At 55.7% G+C, this 24,278-nt stretch carries 23 protein-coding genes and 1 pseudogene; 5 read left to right on the top strand and 19 right to left on the bottom strand.

Features of this window, described 5'->3' with window-relative positions; all coding sequences use genetic code 11:
- Positions 1-69 precede the first annotated feature (69 nt).
- A pseudogene (gene glpX, locus AWJ19_RS01020) lies at positions 70-1,064 on the top strand (class II fructose-bisphosphatase).
- Positions 1,065-1,211: 147 nt separating this feature from the next.
- On the opposite strand, the gene AWJ19_RS01015 reads toward glpX, so the two are convergent.
- Positions 1,212-2,399 (bottom strand): YsnF/AvaK domain-containing protein, encoded by a 1,188-nt coding sequence (locus AWJ19_RS01015; RefSeq protein ID WP_068720776.1) that lies wholly within the window; start codon positions 2,397-2,399, stop codon positions 1,212-1,214.
- A gap of 341 nt (positions 2,400-2,740) precedes the next feature.
- On the opposite strand from AWJ19_RS01015, the gene AWJ19_RS01010 reads away from it, so the two are divergent.
- The 4 genes from AWJ19_RS01010 to AWJ19_RS00995 all read left to right on the top strand — a co-directional run bounded on the left by AWJ19_RS01010 (position 2,741) and on the right by AWJ19_RS00995 (position 6,389).
- On the top strand, positions 2,741-3,052 hold the full coding sequence (locus AWJ19_RS01010) for a (2Fe-2S) ferredoxin domain-containing protein (protein ID WP_068720774.1): 312 nt from the start codon (positions 2,741-2,743) through the stop codon (positions 3,050-3,052).
- Between the two features lie 230 nt (positions 3,053-3,282).
- On the top strand, positions 3,283-4,218 hold the full coding sequence (locus AWJ19_RS01005) for an AraC family transcriptional regulator (protein ID WP_241781551.1): 936 nt from the start codon (positions 3,283-3,285) through the stop codon (positions 4,216-4,218).
- Between the two features lie 121 nt (positions 4,219-4,339).
- Complete coding sequence (locus AWJ19_RS01000) at positions 4,340-5,329, top strand: aldo/keto reductase (protein WP_068720772.1); 990 nt, start codon at positions 4,340-4,342, stop codon at positions 5,327-5,329.
- Positions 5,330-5,480: 151 nt separating this feature from the next.
- Entirely contained in the window at positions 5,481-6,389 is a 909-nt protein-coding gene (locus AWJ19_RS00995; RefSeq protein WP_068720770.1) for an aldo/keto reductase, read from the top strand.
- Positions 6,390-6,583: 194 nt separating this feature from the next.
- On the opposite strand, the gene AWJ19_RS00990 is transcribed toward AWJ19_RS00995, so the two are convergent.
- The 18 genes from AWJ19_RS00990 to AWJ19_RS00920 all read right to left on the bottom strand — a co-directional run bounded on the left by AWJ19_RS00990 (position 6,584) and on the right by AWJ19_RS00920 (position 24,174).
- Positions 6,584-6,877: a hypothetical protein gene (locus tag AWJ19_RS00990; protein WP_068720768.1), complete on the bottom strand. Its 294-nt coding sequence runs from the start codon at positions 6,875-6,877 to the stop codon at positions 6,584-6,586.
- A gap of 94 nt (positions 6,878-6,971) precedes the next feature.
- A complete protein-coding gene (locus AWJ19_RS00985) occupies positions 6,972-7,703 on the bottom strand; it encodes a ZIP family metal transporter (RefSeq protein ID WP_068720766.1) in 732 nt (243 codons plus the stop codon).
- A 59-nt stretch (positions 7,704-7,762) separates the two neighbouring features.
- Positions 7,763-8,326: a GNAT family N-acetyltransferase gene (locus AWJ19_RS00980; RefSeq protein WP_068720764.1), complete on the bottom strand. Its 564-nt coding sequence runs from the start codon at positions 8,324-8,326 to the stop codon at positions 7,763-7,765.
- A 40-nt stretch (positions 8,327-8,366) separates the two neighbouring features.
- Positions 8,367-8,507 (bottom strand): hypothetical protein, encoded by a 141-nt coding sequence (locus AWJ19_RS35020; RefSeq protein ID WP_157889914.1) that lies wholly within the window; start codon positions 8,505-8,507, stop codon positions 8,367-8,369.
- Positions 8,482-8,631: a hypothetical protein gene (locus AWJ19_RS36180; RefSeq protein WP_241781558.1), complete on the bottom strand. Its 150-nt coding sequence runs from the start codon at positions 8,629-8,631 to the stop codon at positions 8,482-8,484. The genes AWJ19_RS35020 and AWJ19_RS36180 overlap by 26 nt, the downstream gene beginning before the upstream one ends.
- 26 nt (positions 8,632-8,657) lie before the next feature.
- Entirely contained in the window at positions 8,658-9,803 is a 1,146-nt protein-coding gene (locus tag AWJ19_RS00975) for an amidohydrolase family protein (RefSeq protein ID WP_277815773.1), read from the bottom strand.
- An 18-nt stretch (positions 9,804-9,821) separates the two neighbouring features.
- Positions 9,822-11,096: a Zn-dependent hydrolase gene (locus tag AWJ19_RS00970; protein ID WP_241781550.1), complete on the bottom strand. Its 1,275-nt coding sequence runs from the start codon at positions 11,094-11,096 to the stop codon at positions 9,822-9,824.
- A complete protein-coding gene (gene hutI, locus AWJ19_RS00965; RefSeq protein WP_068720762.1) occupies positions 11,093-12,370 on the bottom strand; it encodes an imidazolonepropionase in 1,278 nt (425 codons plus the stop codon). The genes AWJ19_RS00970 and hutI overlap by 4 nt, the downstream gene beginning before the upstream one ends.
- Positions 12,357-14,048, bottom strand: a complete 1,692-nt coding sequence (hutU, locus tag AWJ19_RS00960) for a urocanate hydratase (protein WP_082707635.1) — start codon at positions 14,046-14,048, stop codon at positions 12,357-12,359. Before hutU ends, hutI begins: the two co-directional genes overlap by 14 nt.
- A gap of 46 nt (positions 14,049-14,094) precedes the next feature.
- Complete coding sequence (gene hutH / locus AWJ19_RS00955; RefSeq protein WP_068720760.1) at positions 14,095-15,648, bottom strand: histidine ammonia-lyase; 1,554 nt, start codon at positions 15,646-15,648, stop codon at positions 14,095-14,097.
- 220 nt (positions 15,649-15,868) lie between these two features.
- Positions 15,869-17,554 (bottom strand): ATP-binding protein, encoded by a 1,686-nt coding sequence (locus AWJ19_RS00950; protein ID WP_068720758.1) that lies wholly within the window; start codon positions 17,552-17,554, stop codon positions 15,869-15,871.
- 21 nt (positions 17,555-17,575) lie between these two features.
- Entirely contained in the window at positions 17,576-18,613 is a 1,038-nt protein-coding gene (locus AWJ19_RS00945) for a cobalamin-dependent protein (RefSeq protein WP_241781549.1), read from the bottom strand.
- A gap of 264 nt (positions 18,614-18,877) precedes the next feature.
- Complete coding sequence (msrA, locus tag AWJ19_RS00940; RefSeq protein ID WP_068720754.1) at positions 18,878-19,873, bottom strand: peptide-methionine (S)-S-oxide reductase MsrA; 996 nt, start codon at positions 19,871-19,873, stop codon at positions 18,878-18,880.
- Positions 19,874-19,959: 86 nt separating this feature from the next.
- Positions 19,960-22,506 carry a diguanylate cyclase gene (locus AWJ19_RS00935; RefSeq protein WP_068720752.1) on the bottom strand — a complete coding sequence of 849 codons (2,547 nt, stop codon included), beginning with the start codon at positions 22,504-22,506 and terminating at the stop codon, positions 19,960-19,962.
- Positions 22,507-22,551: 45 nt separating this feature from the next.
- The gene (locus AWJ19_RS00930) at positions 22,552-23,157 is read right to left on the bottom strand and encodes a biliverdin-producing heme oxygenase (protein ID WP_082707634.1); all 606 of its coding nucleotides are present in this window, start codon (positions 23,155-23,157) and stop codon (positions 22,552-22,554) included.
- Positions 23,158-23,415: 258 nt separating this feature from the next.
- Positions 23,416-23,748: a hypothetical protein gene (locus AWJ19_RS00925; protein WP_068720751.1), complete on the bottom strand. Its 333-nt coding sequence runs from the start codon at positions 23,746-23,748 to the stop codon at positions 23,416-23,418.
- Positions 23,735-23,911 (bottom strand): hypothetical protein, encoded by a 177-nt coding sequence (locus AWJ19_RS35015; protein ID WP_157889913.1) that lies wholly within the window; start codon positions 23,909-23,911, stop codon positions 23,735-23,737. Before AWJ19_RS35015 ends, AWJ19_RS00925 begins: the two co-directional genes overlap by 14 nt.
- Positions 23,908-24,174 carry a hypothetical protein gene (locus tag AWJ19_RS00920; RefSeq protein ID WP_068720749.1) on the bottom strand — a complete coding sequence of 89 codons (267 nt, stop codon included), beginning with the start codon at positions 24,172-24,174 and terminating at the stop codon, positions 23,908-23,910. The genes AWJ19_RS35015 and AWJ19_RS00920 overlap by 4 nt, the downstream gene beginning before the upstream one ends.
- Positions 24,175-24,278: the final 104 nt, after the last annotated feature.

Genomic DNA, 24,278 nt, shown 5'->3' with positions numbered 1-24,278 from the left:
CATAAACGGCCGCGCGGATGCTTTGCACAACAAACAAATCGATAACCTATATAAATGGAGGGAAAACATATGGAACGCGAATTGGCACTGGAGATTGTACGGGTAACGGAACTGGGCGCTTTATCCTCAGCACGCTGGATTGGCCGGGGCGACAAGAATGCGGCGGATGATGCCGCCACAACTGCCATACGTTCCATGTTTGATTCTGTCTCCATTGACGGAACCGTTGTAATCGGCGAAGGCGAAATGGATGAGGCCCCGATGCTCTATATCGGAGAGCGTGTCGGCACTAAGAACGGTCCTGCTGTAGATGTAGCCGTTGACCCGCTTGAAGGTACGGAGGTCGTCGCCTGCGGGCTGCATAACGCCCAGTCGGTCATTGCAATTGCCGACCGCGGCAGCCTGCTGCATGCGCCCGACATCTACATGGAGAAGCTGGCCTGCGGCCCCGAGCTGGCCGGTAAGCTCAGCCTGGACGATTCTGCCGAGGTTACGCTGCGCAAAGCCAGCATGATTACCGGAAAGGCGCTGTCCGAGCTGACCGTTATGGTGCTCGACCGCAAGCGCCATGAAGATCTGATCAGCACCCTGCGTGAGCTGGGTGTGCGGATCAAGCTGCTCGGCCACGGTGATGTGGCCGGAGCGATTGCGCAGCGCTGCCGGACAGCGATGTCGATCTGTACATGGGCTCCGGCGGTGCGCCGGAAGGTGTTCTCGCTGCCGCTGCCCTGAAATGCCTCGGCGGCGAGCTGCAGGGCCGGCTCCTGCCGGAAGGGCCGTTCGAGCTGCAGCGCTGCCTGATGATGGGTCTGGATAACCCGACCCGCGTGCTGTCGATGGAGGACATGGTCGGCAACGGCGATGTCATCTTCGCTGCGACCGGCGTTACCTCCGGCGAATTCCTGAATGGTGTCCGCTTCATCGGCAAGGAACGCGCCGAGACACATTCGGTTATCATGCGCGCGCAGAGCAAGACTATCCGTTATATCCGCAGCATTCATTTCCTGCCCGGCAAGGAAATCCCGCAGGGTGTCTCAGACCGCCAGAACGTTGCTTTTATGTAAGCTGCCGCCAGGCTCTGGAATCTGCCGCACCAGCCTCAGCGGCAGCCGGACTGCTGCGGAATGCAGCAAAAAGGGTTTGCCCGGGGTCCAGCAGGACCCGGGCAAACCCTTTTATTAGTTATAACATACTGTCAGCCTGGCCGCCGCTTAACGCGTGCGGCTGTGGTCTCTGTTTCTCAGCAGCTCATCGCTGGTATTCACCTTTACATCCCCCGTCTTATCGACACGGGCCTCTTCGCGTTTCAAGGTATCTTTTACCTGCTGAGTACCCTGAACTTCACGCTTGTGAATGTCCACTTCACCGGTGACCACCGTGTTCTTATGAACCTCGACCTGCTCTTCGCTGACCGGGATACGGATGGTTTCATCGGCTCCGACTGGCGTTTGGCTGGAGTCATTGTTGACCGAGCGCCGCTCAATCACAATTTCCTCATGGGATACAGGGACGTTAATCGTCTTCTGCTCCTCCACGATTTCCTTGCGCACGCTGACCTCACCGGCCTGCACCCTGTTTTTGGACACATCCAGCTGTTCCTCGCGCAGGCGGAGCTTACGGGCTTCCTCATCCTCGCCTTCGTAAGCAAGCGAGCTTCTGCTGTCTACATCTTTGCCCATGCCGTCAGGCGTTCCGGAGTACAAGTCAGCCTTCATTCCCGGCCGGTTTAAATCCTCATGTGCCCGGTTATCCGGCAGATCGTGAACCGGAGCCGAATTCATTGTATCAAGCCCGGTGTCTGTCCGTCCTTCAAGACCTGAGCCGTTAAAGGCGGCATCCACGACATCTGACACTGAATGATCAGCCGCATCTCTATACGAACCGTTCGTGCTGTTATCTTCAATATATCTTTCGGCATTGGCCGAATTATGGTTACGGAATACAGTGTACACATCGTTAACGCGTGTATCATCTGCATCTACCATGACCAGAATCCGTCCCTCGTCTACATAATTTTCATAGCTTTCCGCTTCATCCTCAGGAATGCCGAGGCCGATCAGGCCGCCTACCAGCCCGCCGGTACCGGCTCCGATAGCTGCCCCTGTCAGTGTTGCGGCAATAGGGCCGGCAGCAATAATCGGTCCGATCCCCGGGATAGCCAAGGCGCCGATACCTGCCAGGAGCCCTGTCACCCCGCCGAGTAATCCGCCGGTTGCTGCACCGGAGGCCATGCCTTCCGGAGCTTTGGTGCCTGTCTCCTCATTAATGGCTTCGACATCTCGTTTATTTCGGGCAATCACGGAGATGTCCTCTGTCAGAAATCCGTGACTTTTCAGATCTTCAATAGCCTGCGAAGCCTCATATTCGGTATGGAACACACCTACAATTTTCTTATTCATAACGATTCCCTCCTGATAGCTTTTATTTGATGTTCTTAGCCACTCTTTCACATTTCTTAATTAACCACTCCCCTATCCGCTAAACTGAAAGTTATTCGATTTTTAACGATTCCTCAAATATATTTTCTAAACAGAATTTGTACTGGAAATCCTATCCTCCGACACATTTTTATCATATTTCCCTTGCAAAAGTCAGGTAAGATCACACAATATTTACGGCATCAGCCTATTTGTTAAGCCTTTAGGAACAATCGCTTCAACCCCATTACACCACCGGCAAAAGGGACTATACTCCTCGTAAGATAGGTCAGCCATTTTCACATGACCAAGGAGGTCTACCCATGAATATGCGTTTAAAGGTATTGAAGAAGCATCTGCTGTTCTGCTGCAGTGAGCACTGCAACAATCAGGAGGTCGAGGATGTCATGCAGGCATTCAAGGAGCAGCTGGTCGAGCAAGGCATCAACAAAACCGTCAAAATCAACAAAACCAGCTGCCTCGGGCTGTGCGGCAACGGTCCCTTTGTCATCGTCTACCCTGACGGCGTCTGGTATTACAATGTAACCACTGATGACGTTCCGCGCATTGTGGAGGAGCATCTGGTAGGCGGCGAGCCGGTGGATGAGCTGGTTATGCTGAAAATGGAAGCCTGACGTTATAACGCCGAACGTTCTCCCGTCAAACAGCCGCTCCATATGAAATCTCCCGAAAACTTTTAAAAGCTTAACCAAGCAGAAACGGCTACGCCGTCCTAAATAGGACGGCGTAGCGTTTCTGCGGGAAAGATAAGGATAAAGGATAGCGTGAAATATATACTTTCTTATCTTTTGGAAAAAGTCCCCGCTCCGCTTCCGTCACCGGAAGGGCGCCGGGACTTTTTGCCTTGTCTTACGCCGCTGTAAAACTATTGTATAATGGTGACTATACACGCATATATCCAAGACCACTTTACACAGGAAAAGAGGCTGAAGGATGGCCATATTTAAATATAATCCGCAGCGCGCTGCGCAGCAGCCCCGATCTGCATCTGCATTACTGGGGCTTCGAGCATTGTGCGCCCGGCCACACCGTCGGTCCCGGTGTGCGTGACCTTTACAAAATCCACTTTATTCATGCAGGCACCGGCAGGGTTGCCGTCGGGGAAGCCGAGCACAGGCTGCAGGCCGGACAGGCTTTTCTGACCTATCCCCATATCGTGACTTATTATGCAGCAGACAGCACGGAGCCGTGGACCTATTCATGGGTAGCTTTTACCGGGGAAGAGATCGAATCCCTGTTGTCCCGGACTTCGCTGTCGCCGGAGCAGCCCGTGTTTCCGATGGATCAGCAGCTGATGCCTGCCCTTTACGACCGGCTGACTGCAGCAGCGGATACGGCTGAGGGGCTCGACCTCCCCCTTAAAGCAATCATGTATGAGTTCTTTACGGTGCTGCTGCATATAGCCCCGGCGGCGAAGGACAATGTACGGCTTCCGCGTGCCAAAAGCTTTTATGTCGAGGAGTGTCTTCATTTCCTGCATGCCCACTATTGTGAGAATATCACTGTAGAGATGATGTCGTCCTCCCTGAAGCTGGACCGCAAATATCTGTCGGCCCTGTTCAAACGGACTGTCGGCCTGCCGCCGCAGCAGTATCTGCTGAATTTCCGCATTGCCAAAGCCTGCGAGCTGCTGGCCGAGAGCAACTGCACCGTCGGTGAAATCGCCCGCTCGGTCGGCTACCAGGACCCGCTGCTGTTCTCGCGGATGTTCAAAAAAGTCAAAGGCTGCTCCCCCAAGGACTACCGCAGCCGTCATGCGAATAACGACATTGTGCTATAAACATCTTCCATGCTGACATACGCTTTTGCCCCGTGGTTCCGCTACAATAGAACGTGTCAGTTAAGCCGTAAACGCTTCCGTTATGAGGATTAACACATCACCACTATTAGGAGGATCTCACATGTATATCGCCAGTCCTGAACGTTATGACAACATGAAATATAACCGCAGCGGCCGCAGCGGCCTGCTGCTGCCGGCAATCTCGCTCGGCCTGTGGCATAATTTCGGCGGCAACGACCTGTTCGAAAACGGACGGGCCATGGTTCGCCGGGCTTTTGATCTGGGCATCACCCATTTTGACCTTGCCAACAACTATGGACCGCCTCCAGGCTCCGCCGAAGAGAACTTCGGGCGGATTCTCCGCCAGGATCTCGCCGCTTACCGCGATGAGCTGATTATCTCCACCAAAGCCGGTTACTATATGTGGCCGGGTCCATACGGGGAATGGGGCTCCAAGAAGAATCTGGTGTCCAGCCTGGATCAGAGCCTGAAGCGGATGGGCCTGGATTATGTCGATATTTTCTACCATCACCGTCCGGACCCGAATACTCCGCTTGAGGAAACCATGGCTGCGCTGGATCTCATCGTCCGCCAGGGTAAAGCACTGTATGTCGGTATTTCCAATTACCGGCCCGCTGAAGCCCGCGAAGCGGCGCAGATTCTCCGCCGTCTGGGCACACCTTGCCTGATCCACCAGCCGAACTATTCGATGATGTCGCGCTGGATTGAGGATGAGCTGCAGGATGTGCTCGCTGAAGAGGGCATCGGTACCATCGCCTTCTCGCCGCTGTACAAAGGCATCCTGACCGACCGCTACCTGAACGGAATTGCAGCGGATTCCCGCGCAGCCGGACCAAGCGTATTCCTCTCCGAGAAGGAAATTACCGAAGAAGTGATCGATAAGGTACGCAAGCTGAATGATATCGCAGCAGCCCGCGGACAAAAAATGTCGCAGCTCGCCCTCTCCTGGGTTCTGCGCGGCGGTAAAGTAACCTCTGCGCTGATCGGCGCAAGCAAAGTGAGCCAGATTGAGGACGCAGTGGCATCCCTGAACGCTCCCGAGCTCAGCACGGAAGAGCTCGAGCAAATCGAAGCCATTCTGCGCGGATAATTGCGGCGATAACCGCAAGGATGACTGCATAAAAGTCATCCTGAAGACGGCAAATGAACCTGCACGGCCGGGAGGCTTGGCGGGGACATTTGCCGTCTTCTGCATCAGGGATGCTATAATGGACACAAAACCGCACAGAAGGGGATGCATCATGAACAAGAACCGGTTAGGGCAATCCGATTTATACGTAAGCGCTATGGGGCTGGGCTGTATGTCTCTGGGAACCGAGGAGGCACCGGCTGTATCCATCATCCATGAGGCGCTGGATAAGGGGATCAACTTCCTTGATACAGCCGATCTGTATGATGCGGGCCGCAATGAAGAGATTGTAGGCAACGCCATACGCGGCCGCCGCAGTGACGTTGTTCTGGCCACTAAGGTCGGCAACCGCCGGATTCCCGGCCAGGAAGGCTGGTCGTGGGATGCGTCCAAAGCCTATATCAAATCCGCGGTGCATGACAGTCTGCGCAGACTTCAGACCGACTATATCGATCTCTATCAGCTTCACGGCGGAACGATGGAAGACAATATCGACGAAACGATCGAGGTCTTTGAAGAGCTGAAGCAGGAAGGGCTGATCCGTTATTACGGCATCTCCTCCATCCGTCCCGCTGTGGTCCGCGAATATGTGAAACGCTCGGGTATTGTAAGTGTGATGAGCCAATACAGCATTCTTGACCGTCGTCCGGAGGAATCGGTTCTGCCGCTGCTTGAGCAGAATGGCATCAGCCTTATTGCCCGCGGTCCGCTGGCGCGCGGCATCCTGACTGATAACGGCCGCTCCAGGCTGGAGAAAGACTACCTGGATTATTCTGTGCCGGAGCTGGCCTCGCTGCAGGACAGACTGACCCAGCAGGCTCCTCCTTCCCGGACCCTTACGCAGACCGCGCTGCACTACCCGCTCTCACAGCCTGCGGTTGCAGCTGTCATTCCGGGTGCAAGCAGCCTGGAGCAGCTGCGGCTGAACATTGCTGCGGCCGAAGCAGCGCCGCTCACCGCCGCCGAAGCGGATGCCGTCCGCCAGGCCAGTAAAGCGAGTGTCTATACAGCCCACCGCTAGGCTTAGCGGGGCGAGCATCACTATCGCCCGCCGCTGGGCTTAGATTAGCGGAGTATGACAAGCCGGCTCAGCAAACAGGCTATCCCATAAGCTGCATTGCGCAGCGGGGATAGCCTGTTTTGAGCTTTTACCTGATATTAGTGCCTTCTTTTTAAGCTACAGCCGGGTTAATCCGGTAACCTTTCTAAATTCGGCTACTTTCTTTTCCGTAAACGGAGAATCCAGAAGACCAGTGACACCAGAAACACCAGTCCCGTAATCGCCCAGGTCAGCAAGAAAGCCATACCCAGCCCGATATTCGCGTCGGCAGCCTCCCGGAGGCTCTCCTGCACCAGCAGGATTGCAAGCGGAGCACCGCTCGCCAACAGCAGTACCAGTACACTATAGCGCGCAAAAGAGGTCCGTTTGGGTAACGCGTAATACATACTGAGATATGAAAGAATCAATAGAACAAAAGATAACGAAGCCTGCTGTATAAGTCTGTCCATCCTGTCCACTCCCTACCTTAAGCCTTCGAATGCGTACAGTATAGCGGCTCTGCGGGTCTGATGCAAATGCAATGCAGATGCTCTGCCGGCCGGATCAGCCGAAAAATTGCGTAATATAAACCATCGCCAGCAGCCCGAAAATAAAGGAATAGGTCGATGGCCGCTCATAGCCGTGGCCGTGGCTCTCCGGAATCAGCTCCTTATAGACGATGAAGAGCATCGCACCTGCGGCAAAAGCCAGCCCGTAGCCTACCGCATGCTGCAGCGAGCTTGCTGTGAAATAACCGACAACTGCCGACACCATCTCCATAAGTCCGGTCAGCGTGGCAACTCCCAGCGCCTTCCACCGGGTAGACTTGGAGTTCATCATGAAGACAGCGAGAATCAGACCTTCCGGCATGTTCTGCGCCCCGATCGCGATCGCCACCATAGGACCGAGACTGGCCTCCTCGCTGGCATAGCTGAAGCCTGTGCTAAGGCCTTCGGGAATATTATGGATAAACAGTGCAATCATGACGAGCAGTGCCTTGGAATCCATATTGGCAAAGCCGGGTTTGTTTTCGACATCGATATGCGGAATATTTTTTTCAATAAGGTCAAGCAGCAGCACACCGGTGATCAGACCAAGCGTCAGGGCTGTAATCCCCGATTCTTCAATCGCCTGCGGCATCAGGCCGAAGGTCGAAGCAGATACCATAATCCCCGCGGTAAAAGCGACCAGTATATCCTTCCAGCGCTCGGACAATCTCCGCACGAACAGAATGGGTACCGCACCAAGCACCGTTGCCATTGCAGATAAAAAGCTGCCTAGCAGCGCAGTCTCCAAGTTATTTCCTCCTCTTGTCAGGACAGAATTTCATAGACCCAATTTATGCGGCGGGCAGCTTAGTTTATGACCGGGCCGGCATTTATGTGCCTATCCTGCTCATGCCCCTGCTCCCCTGAACCCAGCTCCAGTGTCATCAGGTCTTCATCCAGATACCGCCCGTCCAGCTTTACCGCATTGCGCTCAGTGCCGTAGCATGTGAAGCCGAGTGCAGCATACAGCCGCTTTGCCGGCTGGTTGTCCGAAAATACGGTCAGATTCACCGTCATAAGTCCCTGAATTTGCCTTGCACGCATGATCAGCTCACTCATCAGGGAATGGCCCAGCTTCTGCTTGCGGGCCGCAGGAGTCACATACATGGCGAAGACACTGCCTTTATGGCGGAGCTTCTCCCTGCTCTCCCGGATAAAAGTAACTACGCCGGCCAGCTCCCCCTGATCGGTGAACCCGCCCAGGGTGAACTTGTCCTCGGCAGGCTCGAGCCTGCTGCGGGTAACCTCCAGCGGCATTTCCTTCTCTGCTTCATAGGTGCTGAGGAAGGCTTCCGGATGAAGCTGCAGCGCCTGCAGCCGCAGACCGCGGTATTCTTCCGCATCGTCCGGATTTAGTAATCTTATGTACATGGCAGCTCCTTCTTCCGCCCGGGGCGGACAACTGATCTAGTTAGATTATAGCCGCAGACCGGAACTTTTGAAACGGGAAGGCAGGCAGGGCAGCAGCTCCGCCGGAGAGCCGCAGCCCTGTTAATGACAGGCGCTGCACCTGCTCATTAACCATTTCATCCCCGTCTGCCCCATTTTTCAAACAGCTCATCCACCCGTCTGCCTATAGCAGCTTCCGGTACAGTCAGCAGCTTTCCGCCGTCTATCACAACCCTGCCGCCTACAACAACCGTTGTAATCGCCCCCGGCTGCATGGCGTAGACCATGTTGGCGAACAGCTCCTGACGCGGGGCTAGTGACAGGTCATGGATATCAAGAACAACAAAATCCGCATACTGGCCGGTTTCCAGGGAACCGGCGGCAGCCGCAGTATTTCACCCCCGCGTGAAGTGCCCATCTCAAAGACCTGACCGGCGGTAATGCAGGTACCGTCCAGGCGGCTAACCTTCTGAAGCAGCGAGCACATGCGCATTTCCTCAAACACGCTGATCCGGTTGTTGCTGCAGCCGCCGTCTGTACCGAGCGCAACCTTGACACCGGCCCTCAGCAGGTCGGGAATGCGGGTCACCCCGTCCGCCAGAAACATATTGCTGGACGGGCAGTAGGCCAAAGCTCCTTTTCTCCGGCCGATCAGCTCAATCTCCGAATCCTCCAGCCAGACCAGATGAACAGCGATTATTCTCTCATCCAGCACCCCCAGCGAATCCAGGTAATGCACCGGGCGAAGCCCGTAGGCCTGCAGCATCTCCTCAACCTCGAACATCTCCTCGGCAACATGGATGTGAAACGGCGTATCCAGCTCCTGCGCCAGCCGGTGTCCGGCGCGGATCATCTCCGGGGAAGCCGCATGCGGGCTGTGCGGAGCCGGATGAACCGTAACCAGCGGATTGCCCTGGTATTTCACAGCCAGCTGCCTCGTCCGTTCCACCGCTTCAGGAACCGTTTCGCGGTAGGCCACCGGAGCACCGGCCCAATCATACATCGTCCGGGCGAATACCAGGCGGATACCCAGATCCTTCGCCGCCCGGATGACGGCTTCATCATACGCTGTACCTCCGCCGTGGACATAGAAGAAATCACAGACTGTGGTTACTCCATAGCGCAGCATCTCACCGAAGGCCAGCAGGGCGCCGGTATAAACCGCATGCTCATCCAGCAGCGGGGAATAGCGGTACAACGCCTGATCCCGCCATTCCAGGAACGGCTTATCTATAGCAATCCCGCGCAGCAGGCTCTGAAAAGAGTGGTTGTGAGCGTTGATCGTGCCGGGAACAATCGCTTTTCCATCCCAGCGGATGTGCCGGATATCCGGATACCGCTGCAGCAGCACCTCCCGGCTGCCTACCTCTGCTATCAGGCCATTCTCGACCAGTACAGCAAGTTCAGGCCGGAACTGGTTCTTCGTGTATACAGCATCTGCCGAATATAACGTCCGCAAGCGGCTCCCCCCTGCCTGTTATGGGCTCAGTTCAACATCCAGCGCCAGAATGGACTGCAGCAGCACATTTCCGGCCTGTTCAATATCCTCTATCCGGCTTTCTTCTTCAGGACAGTGGCTTTTTCCGCCCAGACTGGGCACAAACAGCATGCCGGCGCTGGTCAGAGACGCCATGTGCGCGGCATCATGACCGGCCATGCTGCCCAGCGGATAGGTCTTGATGCCAAGCCTGCCGGCCTGGGCGGCAAGCAGCCGGATCAGCAGCGGGGCCATCGGCTGGGACGGCTGATCCAGGATAAGCCGCCGCTCCAGCGACAGCCCCCGGCGCTTTGCAATAGATGCAGCCTGCACACCCCAGGCTTCCATTACCCAGCGCTTCTGCTCCTGCTGCGCTGCTCTGACTTCCAGATGAAAAACAGTCTGCCCCGGGATAATGTTCGCGGCGTTCGGCTCATTGCTGATCCGGCCGACGGTGCCCACCACTTCATCCGCCGGATGCTCGCGGCAGAGCTGCTCAAAGGCAAGCATGATTTCGGACGCGCCCATCAGCGCATCCTTCCGGTCCTCCATCAGAGTGGTTCCCGCATGATTGGCTTCTCCCGAGACCGTTACCTCCTCCCGGTAAATACCGGTTATAGCGGTCACAATTCCGACCGGGACAGCCCGGTCCAGCAGCCGTTTACCCTGCTCGATATGAACTTCAAGGAATGCTGCCAGCTCCTCCGGACTGCGCCGGGCCCGTTCAAAACGTCCGGGGTTCCCTCCGGCAAGCCGCAGCGCCTCAGTCAGCAGCTGCCCCTGCCCGTTGCGCACATCTGTGAGATCGTCCCGGCTGAGCTTGCCGGTAACTGCACGGCTGCCGAAGGTGGACAGCCCAAAGGGATTCGGCTCTTCGGCGCTGAAGGACACAAGCTCCAGCGGATGCCGGGTAACGGCGTTGTGATCCGCCAGCACCTGCATCACCTCCAGTGCCAGCAGCACACCAAGCGCACCGTCATATTTGCCTCCGTTCGGCACGGTATCAATATGGGAGCCAAAAGCAATGACAGGAAGCGCATCCTCTGATCCGCTGCGCCGCCCCCAGATATTGGCCGCCTCATCCACCCTAACCTCCAGCTGCAGCCGGAACAGCTGATCCTCCAGCCATTCGCGGGCAGCGAGTTCAGCCGCGGTGAACGTCGTCCGGTCCAGGCCTCCCGTAGCTTCATTCAACCCGAACCGGGCCAGCGCTTCGATATTCTTTTGCAGCCTGGCCGCATTGATCCGCAGTTCCTTCACCTGCATCCCGCTCATGCCGTCACCCTCTTTCCGTCACGGATAACAATCCTGCCTTTTTTGAGCACCGTATCCGTTAAATTTACCGCGTAGTGATATTGCAGGTATTGATAATTGGGCGCATCGAAAATGACCAGATCGGCCTGCTTGCCGGCCTCAATGTTGCCGATATCCGCAGCACGGTCAATCGCATGAGCCGCATTAAGGGTACAGGCCGTCAGCACCTCAGCCGGGGTCATTTTCATCGTTAAGCAGGCCAGATTCATAATAAAAGGCAGCGATTCCGTCGGCGAGGAGCCCGGATTGCGGTCCGTTGACAAGGCGACCGGCACACCGGCGTCAATCATCGAACGCGCATCGGCCGGCGGAGCCATCAGGAAAAAGGCGGTGCCCGGCAGCAGCACGGCGATTACTCCCTTAAGGGCCATCCGGCGGATGCCTTCGGCTGAAGCATGCAGCAGATGGTCGGCGGAGACAGCACCCAGCTCAGCGGCCAGCTCCGCTCCTCCTCCGGATACAAGCTCGTCAGCGTGCAGCTTCGGTTTCAGCCCCCAGCGTTTGCCCGCCATCAGGATTTCACGGGACTGCTCCACGGTGAAGACCCCTTCCTCGCAGAACACATCGCAGTATTCCGCCAGCCCTGCCCGGGCCACAGCCGGAATCATCTCCTCGATCACCGTCCGGACAAAAGCATCCGCATTCCCTTTATACTCCGGCGGAACCGCATGCGCTCCCATAAAGGTGGACACCAGCTCTACCGGGTGCACCGCATTCAGTCTACGGGCCACTCTAAGCTGCTTGAGCTCATCGGCCAGCCGCAGCCCGTAGCCGCTCTTTGCTTCAACCGTCGTCACCCCGTGGGCCAGAAACCGGTCCAGCCGCCGCTCCGCTTCGGCCATCAGCTGCTCCTCAGAGGCTTCGCGGGTACGCTCCGTTGTAGAGAGGATTCCGCCTCCGGCCTGCAGGATATCCAGATATTTAGCCCCTTGAAGCCGGAGCGTGAGCTCGAATTCCCGCGAGCCGGCGAACACCAGATGGGTATGCGGATCAATGAGGCCCGGGGTCACCGTCTTCCCGGCAGCAGACAGCACCGTGACCGGCTTTCCCCCGGAGTGCAGCTCCACATACCGCCTGGCCTCCCCGCTGCTGCCCACGAAGACAAACCTCCCGTCCTCAATGACTATCCCCCCGTCCTCAATCAGACCGAGCTCTGCCATCTCCCTGCCAATCTTGGGCTTCATGCCTGCCCCGCCCAGCGTGGCAATCTGCGCTGCCCCATCAATGTGGATCATTCCGCTGCTCCTCCCCCGGCTCCAGCATGGGCATGCGGATGCCATGGGCTCTGGCGGTTTCGGCGGCCAGCGGATAGCCGGCATCTGCATGCCGGACCACGCCCATACCCGGATCTGCCGTCAGCACCCGCTCAAGACGCGCCTCTGCCTCCTTCGTGCCGTCTGCGACAACCACCATCCCGGCATGCTGCGAATAGCCCATCCCCACTCCGCCCCCGTGATGGATCGACACCCAGCCGGCTCCTGCGGCCGTATTGACCAGCGCATTCAGCAGCGGCCAGTCGGAGACGGCATCGCTGCCGTCCAGCATGCGCTCCGTCTCCCGGTTAGGTGAGGCCACGGAGCCGGCGTCCAGATGATCCCGGCCGATGACCACCGGAGCGGACAGCTCCCCGGAAGCAACCATATCGTTAAGGATCCTGCCGAACGCGGCCCGCTCGCCGTAGCCGAGCCAGCAGATCCGGGCAGGCAGGCCCTGGAAGGCTATTTTTTGCCCGGCTAAAGTAATCCAGCGCTGAAGGCCTTCATTTCCGGGAAAAGCCCGGAGAATCGCAGCATCCGTTTTATAGATGTCCTCCGGATCACCCGACAAGGCTGCCCAGCGGAACGGCCCTTTCCCTTCGCAGAACTGCGGACGAATATAGGCGGGAACAAATCCGGGAAAATCAAAAGCCCGGCTGACGCCCTGATCGTATGCCGCCTGCCGGATATTGTTGCCGTAGTCAAAGGTGACAGCCCCTTTGCCCTGCAGCTCAAGCATCGCCTCAACATGCCGGGCAATGCTGCCGCGGGCAAGGGCAATGTACGCCTGCGGGTCGCTGCCGCGCAGCTGCCTTGCAGTTTCGGCAGTGAAGCCGGCCGGCACATAGCCGTTCAGCGGATCATGCGCTGACGTCTGATCGGTCAGCACATGCGGCACAAAGCCGCCGGCCGCTATTTCCGGCAGCAGCTCCGCCGCATTGCCCAGCAGGCCGATGGAGAGCGGAGCGCCTGCGCTGCGGGCCGCCTCAGCCATAGCCAGCGCTTCTTCCAGCGTCTCTGCTACAGCATCACAGTACCCGGACTGAATCCGCTTCGCGATCCGTGTCCGGTCTACTTCGATACCGATGAACACACCGCCGTTCATGGTCACGGCAAGCGGCTGGGCGCCGCCCATGCCCCCGAGGCCGCTGCTAAGCGTGATCGTCCCCCTTAGTGTGCCGCCGAAATGCTGTCTGGCGCATTCGGCGAAGGTCTCATAGGTGCCCTGCACGATACCCTGCGTGCCGATATAGATCCAGCTGCCGGCGGTCATCTGCCCGTACATGATCAGGCCCTTGCGGTCCAGCTCGTGAAAGCTCTCCCAGGTTGCCCATGCCGGAACCAGATTGGCGTTCGCCAGCAGGACGCGCGGGGCATCCGGATGGGTGCGGAATACCGCCACCGGCTTGCCGGACTGGATCAGCAGGGTCTCGTCGTTCTCCAGCGTCTTCAGCGACCGGACAATCGCGTCGTAAGCCTCCCAGCTGCGGGCTGCTTTACCGGTGCCGCCATAGACAATCAGCTGCTGCGGATGCTCCGCCACGTCGGGGTCGAGATTGTTCATCAGCATCCGCAGTGCTGCTTCCTGCGTCCAGCCTTTGGTATGCAGCGTGCTTCCTCTGGGGGCGCGGCAGATTCTCTCCTCATTACGGCTCATACGGCTGCTCTCCCTCCGTTCCTTATTCCTTCGGTGTTCCCCGGATTTACTCCACACAGGAGTCAAAGGTCACCTTGGCAAACAGTCCGGCCAGCACACCGGGCTGTTTCATCCACTGCGCAACCGTAGCAAAATCGCCGGATAGCACACGGTCCTCCTTCACCGGGGCCGCCAGCTCCCGGCAGCGGTCATACAGCCACTTCGTACCCCGTCCAAGCTGCTGCGGACCGCGGTAATCAAGGGCCTGGGCCGCGCACAGCAGCTCAATTGCCAGCACGGTATAGGCATTATCAACAATTTGGCTTGCCTTACGGGCAGCGATAGTGCCCATACTGACATGATCCTCCTGATTGCCCGAGGAGGGAATGGAGTCCACACTGGCCGGATGGGCTAGTGCTTTGTTCTCCGACACAAGCGCAGCGGCTGTGTACTGGGCGATCATGAAGCCGGACTGCAGTCCACCGTTCTCCGTCAGGAACGGGGGCAGCCCTTCATTCAGCTGCGGATTAACCAGCCGCTCGATCCTCCGCTCGGCAATGCTGGCCAGCTCCGCCGCACAGACGGCCAGATGGTCCATCGGCAGCGCGACAGGCTGGCCGTGGAAATTCCCGCCGGAAATGACCCGCGCAAGTTCGGTAAAGATGAGCGGATTATCCGTGGCCGAGTTCATCTCGGTGGTCAGCTTCCCGGCGATATACGCCAGCGCATCCCGGCTCGCCCCGTGTACCTGCGGCGCACAGCGCAGGGAATAGGCATCCTGCACCCGCTTCTCGCCCTGATTGGTCATCAGCGTGCTGCCAGCCGTCAGGTGCCGGATGTTGCCGGCTGACTGCTGCTGCCCTTTATGCGGCCGGACAGCATGGGCCGCCGGGTCAAAGGCGTCCCGCACTGCCAGCAGCGCCTCACAGGCCAGCGCTGCCGTGCAGTCCGCCCAGTCGGCCAGGTTCATGGCATCCCAGCAGGCCAGTGCGCCGACCGCCGTCATGACCTGCGTCCCGTTAATCAGGGCCAGCCCCTCCTTGGCCTCGAGCACGATAGGCGCAAGCCCGGCCTGCGCCAGCGCCTCTGCCCCCGGCAGGCGTGTGCCCTGAACATACGCTTCGCCCTCGCCGATCAGAACCAGCGCCATATGCGACAGCGGGGCCAGGTCACCGCTGGCGCCAAGCGAGCCTTTTTCCGGAATGACCGGGATGACGCCCCGGTTCAGCATATCAGCCATCAGCCGGATAACCTCCGGGCGGATCCCGGAATAGCCGAGGGACAAGGCGTTAATCCGCAGCAGCAGGATGGCCCGGACCGTCTCCTCCGTAAGCGGCGCTCCGGTTCCGCAGCTGTGGCTGCGGATTAGATTAAGCTGCAGCAGCTGCGTATCCTCCGGGGAGATGTACGTGTCGCTGAACTTGCCAAAGCCTGTGGTCAGGCCATACACCACCTGTTTCTCCAGCAGCAGCTTCTCCACATACCTTCGGGTCTGCTCCACCTTGCGGCAGCTCTCCTCTCCAAGCTCCACAGGATGGTGATAACGTGCAACTCTGACGACTTCCGCAATTGTCAGCGAATGGCCCTGAACAACTACTGCGGTACTGTTTTTTTCCGGCACGGGCGTCACCTGCTTCTGCGTATTAGAAAAAGCCCATACCTAGCAAGAGGTACCGGCTTCCATCTGATTCTGATCCTTGCGGCATGCGTTCATCGATGCTCCTGGCCATGAAAATGCCCTATTATATCCTATTCTTCCGCAGCCCGGATATGATCGCCGCCAGCAAAAAGAGCAGAAGTTCCCGGTAACCGGTACCTTCTGCTCCCTGCAGCCGCATGCTCTACAGCAGCTTATCCAGCTCCCTGCAGGCTTCTTCATATGCAGGCGCAAGCTTCGGCAGCTGCCGTACAGCGAGCTCGAATTCCCCTGCTCCGGCATGGCGTTCCACCGCCGCACACAGATGGGCGAAATACTGCACCCCGATGCTCAGGCTGCCTGATTTCAGGCTGTGGGCCGCTGCCGACATTTCCGCCAGATCGCGTCTGGACGCTGCATCCTCCAGGGCAGCCACCCGCTGCGGAGTATCTTTCTTGAAAATCCCGATCAGCATACGCAGCAGCTCAGGCTCGTCTTCCTCGTCCATCTCCCGGATGCCGGACAGGGTCTCCTCCTGCAGGACGGGAATATAAGGCTTCATGCTGTACCATTTAACCAGCAGCTTGCTCAGCGTCTGCAGATTCAGCGGCTTAACCGTCCAGTCATCGAGTCCTGCCTCAATAAATTGCGCGCGGCTCTCCTCGCCTTCATCCCCGGTCACGCCGATGATCGGAACCCGCACCCTCGACCCGGAAGCCTCCAGCCGGCGGATGGTCCGGACCGCCTCCTCACCGTTCATGGTCGGAAGCCTGCTGTCCATCAGAATCAGCCCGTATTCCTGCCGCTGCCAGGCGTCCACTGCCTCTTTGCCGTTGCCGACCAGGTGGACATCCGTCACCCCCAGCTTCTGCAGCTGCCGCAGCAGCACTGCACTGTTCAGTCCGTTATCCTCGGCGACCAGCACCGGCAGTATGCTGAAGCCGCTCACCGGCAAGTCTGCCCCGCCAGCCGGAGTCGGCTCCGGAAGGACGGTCGGTTTGTCCAGCGGAAGCTCAAACCGGAAAACCGAGCCGGCTCCTGGCACACTCTCCGCCATAATGATTCCGTCCATCAGCTCTACCATGGACTTGCAGATGGACAGCCCAAGTCCCGTTCCCTCGGCAGACAGCTCCGCGTCTTGGCCTACCTGTGAATACGGCCGGAACAGGGAGCCCACATCCTCAGGTGATATGCCAACACCCTCGTCCCTTACTTCAAAGCATAAACGCTGGCGTGCTGCTTCCTCAGAGACCAGACTCACTGTAACTTCTACTTTACCGTTCTGCGTAAACTTCACCGCATTGCCTAGCAGATTAATCAGCACCTGCATGATTTTGGGGGAATCTCCCTCCAGCTGATCCGTAACCCCGTCCAAAATTTGATAGGATAAGCTATTTTCCCGCTTTGCCGCTGCAGGAGAGAGCAGCCGTAACGCATGCTCAACCAGCTTCCGTATGCTGAAGGGTACTCTGCTGATTTCCATTTTCCCGGCTTCAATTTTGGAGTAATCCAGCAGATTCCGGATCATCTGAAGCAGATATTGTGCCGACTCCCGGATCACCTGCAGGTGATTCTGCTGTTCTTCCGTAACGTCCTCTGCCTCCAGCAGCTCGGTTAAGCCGAGAATTCCGTTCATCGGTGTACGGATTTCATGGCTGACAGTAGCCACAAACAGGCTTTTGGCCCTGTTGGCTGCTTCCGCTTCCTCCTTGAGCGCTTTAAGCTCTGCATTATTTTTGGCCAGCAGCCGGTGCATCGTAATGAGTTCGTTATTCATGGCGGAAAACTCGGCCAAAGCCTGCTCTTCCCTATGCTTGCCTGCAATTAACTGTTCTGACAGATTTTCAATCGTGTCCCTCAGAACACCGATTTGCTGCTCACTGCCGTTCATTTTAGTACCTCGCCTTCTGTATCAGTTCTTCTGGCTCCAGGTACCCGGAACAAGCTGTGCTGCGATGTCGAGCGCGCTCCCGGCATCGGGGGCGTAACCGTCTGCGCCGACCTTTTTCCACAAATCCCTGTCTATATTAAACGGCATTCCGCCGACCATGATTTTGAGGTCGTCAAGCTCAGCATGACTACGGATCATTTGAATCAGGCGGACGACCTCAGACACATGAAAGGTCATTGTAACCGAAACAGCCAGCAGATCGGCAGGCTGCTCCTTCAGGTAACGTATCAGGCTTTCAGCAGGCATGTTGGAGCCCAGGTAGAAGGTATTCCAGCCCTTCATTTCAAAAAAGTCTGTCAGCATCCGCAGACCGATTTCATGCAGCTCTTCACCAACACCGACTGCAACCAGCCTCTTGCGGCCGTTCTGCGCCTGAATCCAGCGGGGGTACAGCTGCGAGATAATGCTCTGGGTGCAGGCTGTACAGTAATGCTCCTGGGCGACCGTAATTTGCCCCAGCTGCCAGAGCCGTCCGATTTCGTATTGGCTCTGCTGGAAGATATGCAGGTAAAGATCCTGGACTGCCATGCCGTCATCATACAGCTTCATTATAAATTCCGCAGCCTGGCGCCGTTCTCCGTCCAGCAGAAGCCTGAGGTATTGCTCCGCCTCCCGGAAATAGGGCTGATCCGGCTGCAGAAACGAAGGCACACTCTCTTCCCCGCGCATATGATACATACCCATATCCAGGTAGCTCAGGATCAGCTCTCTGTCCGGCGGCTCTACCTTGACGGTGATTGCATCCTTCATCAGTTCCAGATTGATCCGCAGATCCTCAGCCGTAATCTTATACTGCATGAGCAGTACTTTAAGCCAAATAATATAGTTAATGAACAAGAGCGGGCTTTCCAGCGACACGCTTTGTGCAAGATAACGAAGATGGTATAAGGAATCCTGCCTGGTCCGGGCTATTCCGGAAGGACCAAAGCGCTGCCTTAATTCAGGCTGGCGTTCATATTGACGCAAGGTAACTTCTTCTGCAAGCTGCTCGGCTATCATTTTAAGGCGCTCTCCTGCATTTTGCTGATTAGAATACATTGAGTCACTCCTTCAGTATACGCATTAAAAAATAATGCTTATCTCCTATTATACCTTATTTGGCAAGTCTACCGGAAAAACCGCAGCATTTGTCATATTTTAAAGCACAGCCTGACAATCTATTTAACTTTTGAGAGAAAGCAAAAAGAAACCTGATCTCTTAGTAGAGAATCAGGTTTCCTTGAGAATAGGATGTGCTGGTGTCTGGCAGCTTCAGGCGGGTGATTATCCCCGGGCGGCATCCCCTGAAGCAAACAGCCCCAGGTATCGCTCCAGCCCGTGCGCCGCAAGCTCTTCCCTGGGGACAAAGCGCAGCGCAGCTGAATTGACCCGGTAATGCAGCTTCGCAGGCTCCGGGCCGTCATACAGCAGCTGGCCGAGATAGGCTCCGCTTAACCTGCTCCGCAGCACAGTCCGCGCTGTCCCGCCGCTTAAGTCTGCCTCACGGCGGATCAGCCCCGGCTCAAGCGGTGCGGCAAAGGACGGCCAGCCGGTGCCGGAATCGAATTTATCCAGCGAGCTGAACAGCGGATCTCCATTCAGCACATCAATATAAATGCCTTCACGGTATTCATCCCAATAGGCGTTGTCATATGCAGGCTCTGTACCCTTGTTCCGGACAACCCCATATTGCAGGGCCGTCAGCCGGGCACGCAGCCGTTCCCGGTCTTCGCCCCTCTGCCAGTGCCGCTCCAGGTAATCATCACGGCCCGAGCCCTTGAGATACAGCTTGTAATCCAGCGGATGCGTCTTATAGTAATCCTGATGCTCAGCTTCAGCCGGGTAGAACGGTGCCGCAGGCAGAATCTCTGTTACAACCGGTCCTTTGAACCGTTTTTCTGCCTGAAGTGCAGCCTTCGAAGCCTCCGCCGCTGCCCGCTGCTCCTCACTGTGGACAAAGATGGCGGTCCTGTAGGAATGCCCGCGGTCCATGAACTGGCCGCCGCGGTCTGTCGGATCAATCAGCTGCCAATAAATATCCAGCAGACGCCGGTACGGAAACAGCTCCGGATCAAAGGTAATCTGCACCGCCTCGATATGGCCTGTCGTCTCTGTCCCGACCTCGGCATAAGTCGGATTCTCGGTATGCCCGCCTGTATAGCCCGACACTACCGAGATGATTCCCGGCAGCTCGTCAAACGGCTTGACCATACACCAGAAGCAGCCGCCGGCAAAGGTGGCGAGCTCCAGCCGCTGCCCGGCCTGCTGTAATTCATCCATCCGGTCTGCCTCCTGTTGTTCAGATTTGTTATAACCATGAAAACCCCGCTAACCATATACGGTTAACAGGGCCTGTCTGGCAGGGCTTACAGATAAACCACCTGATTTTTCCCTGCTTTTTTGGCTTGCGCCAACGCTTTTTCCGCCTGGCGGATCAGCTTGGCATGGCTTCGCTGCAGCGTCGGTATCATGCAGGAGACACCGATGCTGACGGTAAGCGAATTGCCGGCCGGCTGCAGGTCAGCCGGTATTTGAACAGCCAATACGGCTTGCCGGATATTCTCGGCCAGTTCGACCGTTACATCCCGGGGAATTCCTGTCAAATACAAAGCGAAGGTCCCCCCGCTATACCGGGCAATAAAGGCGCTGTACTCCGTACTTAGTGCACTGAGCACATCTGCGACCCACTGCAGGCACAGATCGCCTCCCTGAAAGCCCTGGATGGTATTGTACAGTTTGAAATTGTCGATATCCAGCATCATCAGGCAAATGGACCGCTCAATCTTCACACACTGTTCCCACTCATGATACAAGGATTTCTCGAAAAATTGCCGGTTGGAAATTTCGGTCAGCGGGTCCATGTTCATATAGTTCTGCAGCTGGTCCGCTAAATCCGTAAAACCTTCTTCACGGCTTTTGCCCTCTGCCCGGTCTCTGACGATGATCCAATAGGAGACAGTCTCATCAAATTGGACCTGCACAGCTGTTAATTCAACATTCAGCTCCGTCCCGTCTAATGCGGTGAGCGTCTCGTTCATCGTTGACATCTGCTCCGCGGAATGCTCAAGACGCGCCAGCTCCGAGAGCAGCCTTGTTCCTTCATTCTCATGTTTAAACAGCTCATCAAGCGGCTTGTCTATGATTTCAGTGTTAGAGTCTGCGCGGAACATCCCCGCCGCCCGGTCATTGCAGTATACAATTTTGCAGCCGGTCACCGTAAAGAAGGCTGCAGAGGATATATCCATAAGCTGTAAGTATCTTTTTTCGTTTTCTTTGATAATGCGCTTGTTGAGCATCGCTTTCTCTTCAGCCTCATGCAGCTGCTGTTCGGTCCTTTTGAGCAGTACACTGTTAAAGTCCGGTATGACGCGGATTTCAAGCTCACGCCAGGGCAATGAAGTTGATTCTAACACCTGTCTCCATTTTTCAAACGATTTACGGGGGGACAGCCGCAGGCCGTCGTTCTCTTGGATGACCGCTTTTGCCGGATCTCCAGCCCACTCAACGACCTGAACCACCTCCGGACGGAACCAGATGATATAGTCAGTCTGTTCCGAAGACAAGGCTGTATACATGACACCTGAAGCAAGATGCTTGTATACTTCAGCAGGCCTATACTCCCGGCTGAGGTTCGAAGTGTGATACATGTTGTCTTTAGATTGCTTTGACAGCCAGCAGGCCAGATCCTCCACCTCACTGCGGCCGGGTACAGCTCCAAAAAGAGCCAATTCACCCTGATAACATACAGCGGCACCGCCAGCCTTCATGACATCCAGCAATGCCGTTTCTTCTTTTGCCAGCTGCTCCATGACACTCGAAGCCGTTGTGCTACCTATGAATATACCGGACAGCCGGTTGATTCGGGTCTTTAGCTCCACTTCCTCCTGATAATTGTCAAGCTGCAGACGCTGATACAGCTCGCTGGAGAAAAATACACCCAGGAAGTTACACAGATTGCGGATTCTGTGCGGAACATATTTTACAGAATTATGATGGCATGTAACCAGTCCCCAGAGCTGTCCGTCATGAATCAGCGAAATGGTCATCGTAGCCTGAACACCCATATTCTGAAGGTACTCAATATGCATCGGCGACACACTGCGCAGCGTAGACAGGCTGAGATTGAGCGGCAGGTCAGTCCGGGGATTAAGCACAGGAAGAATAGGTACAGGCTTGTAGCCGACATCGACAATCAGCCTCAGCCAGTTCCGCAAATACAGCTCCCTTGCCTGCCTTGGAATATCGGAAGCAGGATAATGATGGCCCAGGTACGGCTCCAGCCCCTTTTTTTTCGCCTCCGCAATGACTTTTCCATTCCAGCTGCTGTCAAACTCATATATCATGACCCTGTCGTATCCCAGAATGAGCCTCAGCTGTTCGGCCGTTACCTGGCTAGCCTCCACTCTGCTCTTTGTTTGCTTCAAAATGTTAAAAAAACTTTGAATCCATTGAAAATCATTCTGCTCCGTGTCCGCTTCGTCATAGCCAGGCTCCAGCTCAACGATCAGCGTGTCCTCACTATCATGCATTATGGCAAAAAAGGGGCTTTTTCCATTGGGAGTATACACGTTAACCTGCATATAGTTTAGTACAGGCGAAACGGAACGGTTCCGGTAGGTTTGAATCATATTGTCCAGCTCCTGCTCCGGAATGAGCTCCTTCAGACTTTTCCCCACAATATTAGTATGCTCTATTCCCAGCAGCTCTCCGGTATTGGTACTGCTCTGAATAATAGTAAGTGTATCTGATGCTATAGCCAGCAGTACCCCATGCGGCTGAATACTGCCCGGAATATGAATGGGTTCCTTCTCACAGTTCGTTAAATCGAGCGGTTCATTAAGAATCTCCCCTTCAGCTGCAAGAAGGGTGCGATTCAGCAGTTCTTTGTTGTTTGTTTTACCCGCTTCAGTCATCCAATCACTCCTTATGTGGTGCATCCATTAGTGCTTATAATCTGCCTATGACTCTCCCGGCTCAGCAAACCATTGATCAAGATAATAGAAGGTATCCTTGGCTGCCTCAATCATCTCTGCCTCAGCTTCGACACTGTCTCCCGCGCTCTCCAGTTCATTACAGAACGCTTTCCAGCGCTCGCGGGTTTGCTCACCGTAACTGTTAAAATAGTTGCCGTTAACAGCCGGATCAATCGGCAGATAACCTGAAAGCATACGGATGATCATCTGCCCGCCGAGCGTTGAACCTTCCAGGACATACAGGCAGCCCAGCGCTTTCACATGCGTAGACAAATCAGGCAGCCGGGTGCACAGCGGCAGTCCAGCTATCCTCTCCTCGCTTAGTCCCAGTGCGGACAGATCCCGCTCCAGCCAAAAGCGCTTATTACCCGCTGACTCCGCGAGCACACCTTCACCGGCCTCTAACCTCTCCCTTAGCCGCTCCTCCACCGGCTTCACGAATCCATAGAATTTCATAAGATATAATTCATATTTACCCATAGTCAGGCTATTATTCATTATGGATTTGGCATATTCATTGTTTTCAATGTTCCGATGCATCGGGGCTGTTTCTTCTTTCAATCGCTTAAGAATAGCGGATGGTTTATGCAAAGTACGGTCTCCTTTAGATTGTCTAGTAGCCAGCTTCTTGAAACGCTAGTAACTTAACGGAATTAATAAAGCAAATTTTATATGAATGTACGGTAATGGTATCTTATAGATACCCGCGAACAAAAGCAAGCTTTGGTTAATAAGAAGCCTCTGCGTTTAGTAAATAATAACTCCCGGATATGTACCGCCCATGTGCTGATTCAACAGAAAAGCAGCGGACCTCCTCTTCCCGGGAGAGCCGCTGCAGGGTGATCGCGCCTATTTATCCTGCTCGTTAATGTCCCACAGATCCTTGTGCGTCAGTCCGGCAAACAGAAGCAGGATCAGCGTCAGAATCATCACCAGCTCTCTGATTGTATTGGATAGGCTGTCCACATTATAACCAAAAACAATGTTCAGCCGCCCCCACAACAGGTTAAGGCACAGCAGTGAAACCATGAAATACGTCATCCATACACTCCGGAGATAGAGGTTATACGTCCGGTTCGGGCCTTTTCCGATAAAAAATGTACGGTACCGCAGCACATAAGCGGCAAACACAATAAAAACAGCTACTTCCAGAGTAATAATAATCAAATCAACGATGGCCATGTAAATCATCTCCTCTCTTGCCCAGGCCGTTACGGTGCAGATCTAACAGGCTTTCAAGATCATTCATTTCATAGGCCTCCCGGATTCTGCCCAGGTTCTCAATTTCTCGCTTTACAGAGCTGGGCTTGACTTCGTTTTTCTTAAAAATATCGAGGAGCTTCACTTGTTGACGACCTCCTCACCATTAGATTTATCGGCTCTCGCTCGTTCCAGGGCCTCTCTTTCAATTAAAAGCTTGACCAGGGAACGGTTGTATTCATTCAGCTGCTTCTCGTTCTCCTCATCACGTTTCTGGTAATTCTGAATGACCTTCTCTTTGCCTGCCATCTGCCGGATAGCCCAAATTAAAGCAACTGATAAAAGGACATTTAGCACGACTGAACCGTTATTGTTGGCAAACAGGCCAGTCAATGCATTCAAATCCATCCATATCACCCCGTTTATTGTGGTCTGGTTTTGCTGGTTATCAGGGCTGTTTATAACCGGGTGAACCTGTCCATCCCCAGGCTGCGCCCATAACTAAAACGCGG

It is taken from the genome of Paenibacillus sp. DMB5 (assembly GCF_001517085.1).
Lineage (GTDB): Bacteria > Bacillota > Bacilli > Paenibacillales > Paenibacillaceae > Paenibacillus_AQ.
This window is presented reverse-complemented; position numbering and strand designations above follow the sequence as displayed.

What these genes read in the sequence shown, in the direction of transcription:
- AWJ19_RS01015 (WP_068720776.1), bottom strand. Translation starts at nt 2,399, where the DNA reads ATGAATAAGAAAATTGTAGGTGTGTTCCATACCGAATATGAGGCTTCG.
- AWJ19_RS01010 (WP_068720774.1), top strand. Translation starts at nt 2,741, where the DNA reads ATGAATATGCGTTTAAAGGTATTGAAGAAGCATCTGCTGTTCTGCTGC.
- AWJ19_RS01000 (WP_068720772.1), top strand. Translation starts at nt 4,340, where the DNA reads ATGTATATCGCCAGTCCTGAACGTTATGACAACATGAAATATAACCGC.
- AWJ19_RS00995 (WP_068720770.1), top strand. Translation starts at nt 5,481, where the DNA reads ATGAACAAGAACCGGTTAGGGCAATCCGATTTATACGTAAGCGCTATG.
- AWJ19_RS00990 (WP_068720768.1), bottom strand. Translation starts at nt 6,877, where the DNA reads ATGGACAGACTTATACAGCAGGCTTCGTTATCTTTTGTTCTATTGATT.
- AWJ19_RS00980 (WP_068720764.1), bottom strand. Translation starts at nt 8,326, where the DNA reads ATGTACATAAGATTACTAAATCCGGACGATGCGGAAGAATACCGCGGT.
- AWJ19_RS36180 (WP_241781558.1), bottom strand. Translation starts at nt 8,631, where the DNA reads ATGGTCTACGCCATGCAGCCGGGGGCGATTACAACGGTTGTTGTAGGC.
- AWJ19_RS00970 (WP_241781550.1), bottom strand. Translation starts at nt 11,096, where the DNA reads ATGAGCGGGATGCAGGTGAAGGAACTGCGGATCAATGCGGCCAGGCTG.
- hutI (WP_068720762.1), bottom strand. Translation starts at nt 12,370, where the DNA reads ATGATCCACATTGATGGGGCAGCGCAGATTGCCACGCTGGGCGGGGCA.
- hutU (WP_082707635.1), bottom strand. Translation starts at nt 14,048, where the DNA reads ATGAGCCGTAATGAGGAGAGAATCTGCCGCGCCCCCAGAGGAAGCACG.
- AWJ19_RS00950 (WP_068720758.1), bottom strand. Translation starts at nt 17,554, where the DNA reads ATGAACGGCAGTGAGCAGCAAATCGGTGTTCTGAGGGACACGATTGAA.
- AWJ19_RS00945 (WP_241781549.1), bottom strand. Translation starts at nt 18,613, where the DNA reads ATGATAGCCGAGCAGCTTGCAGAAGAAGTTACCTTGCGTCAATATGAA.
- msrA (WP_068720754.1), bottom strand. Translation starts at nt 19,873, where the DNA reads ATGGATGAATTACAGCAGGCCGGGCAGCGGCTGGAGCTCGCCACCTTT.
- AWJ19_RS00935 (WP_068720752.1), bottom strand. Translation starts at nt 22,506, where the DNA reads ATGACTGAAGCGGGTAAAACAAACAACAAAGAACTGCTGAATCGCACC.
- AWJ19_RS00925 (WP_068720751.1), bottom strand. Translation starts at nt 23,748, where the DNA reads ATGGCCATCGTTGATTTGATTATTATTACTCTGGAAGTAGCTGTTTTT.
- AWJ19_RS00920 (WP_068720749.1), bottom strand. Translation starts at nt 24,174, where the DNA reads ATGGATTTGAATGCATTGACTGGCCTGTTTGCCAACAATAACGGTTCA.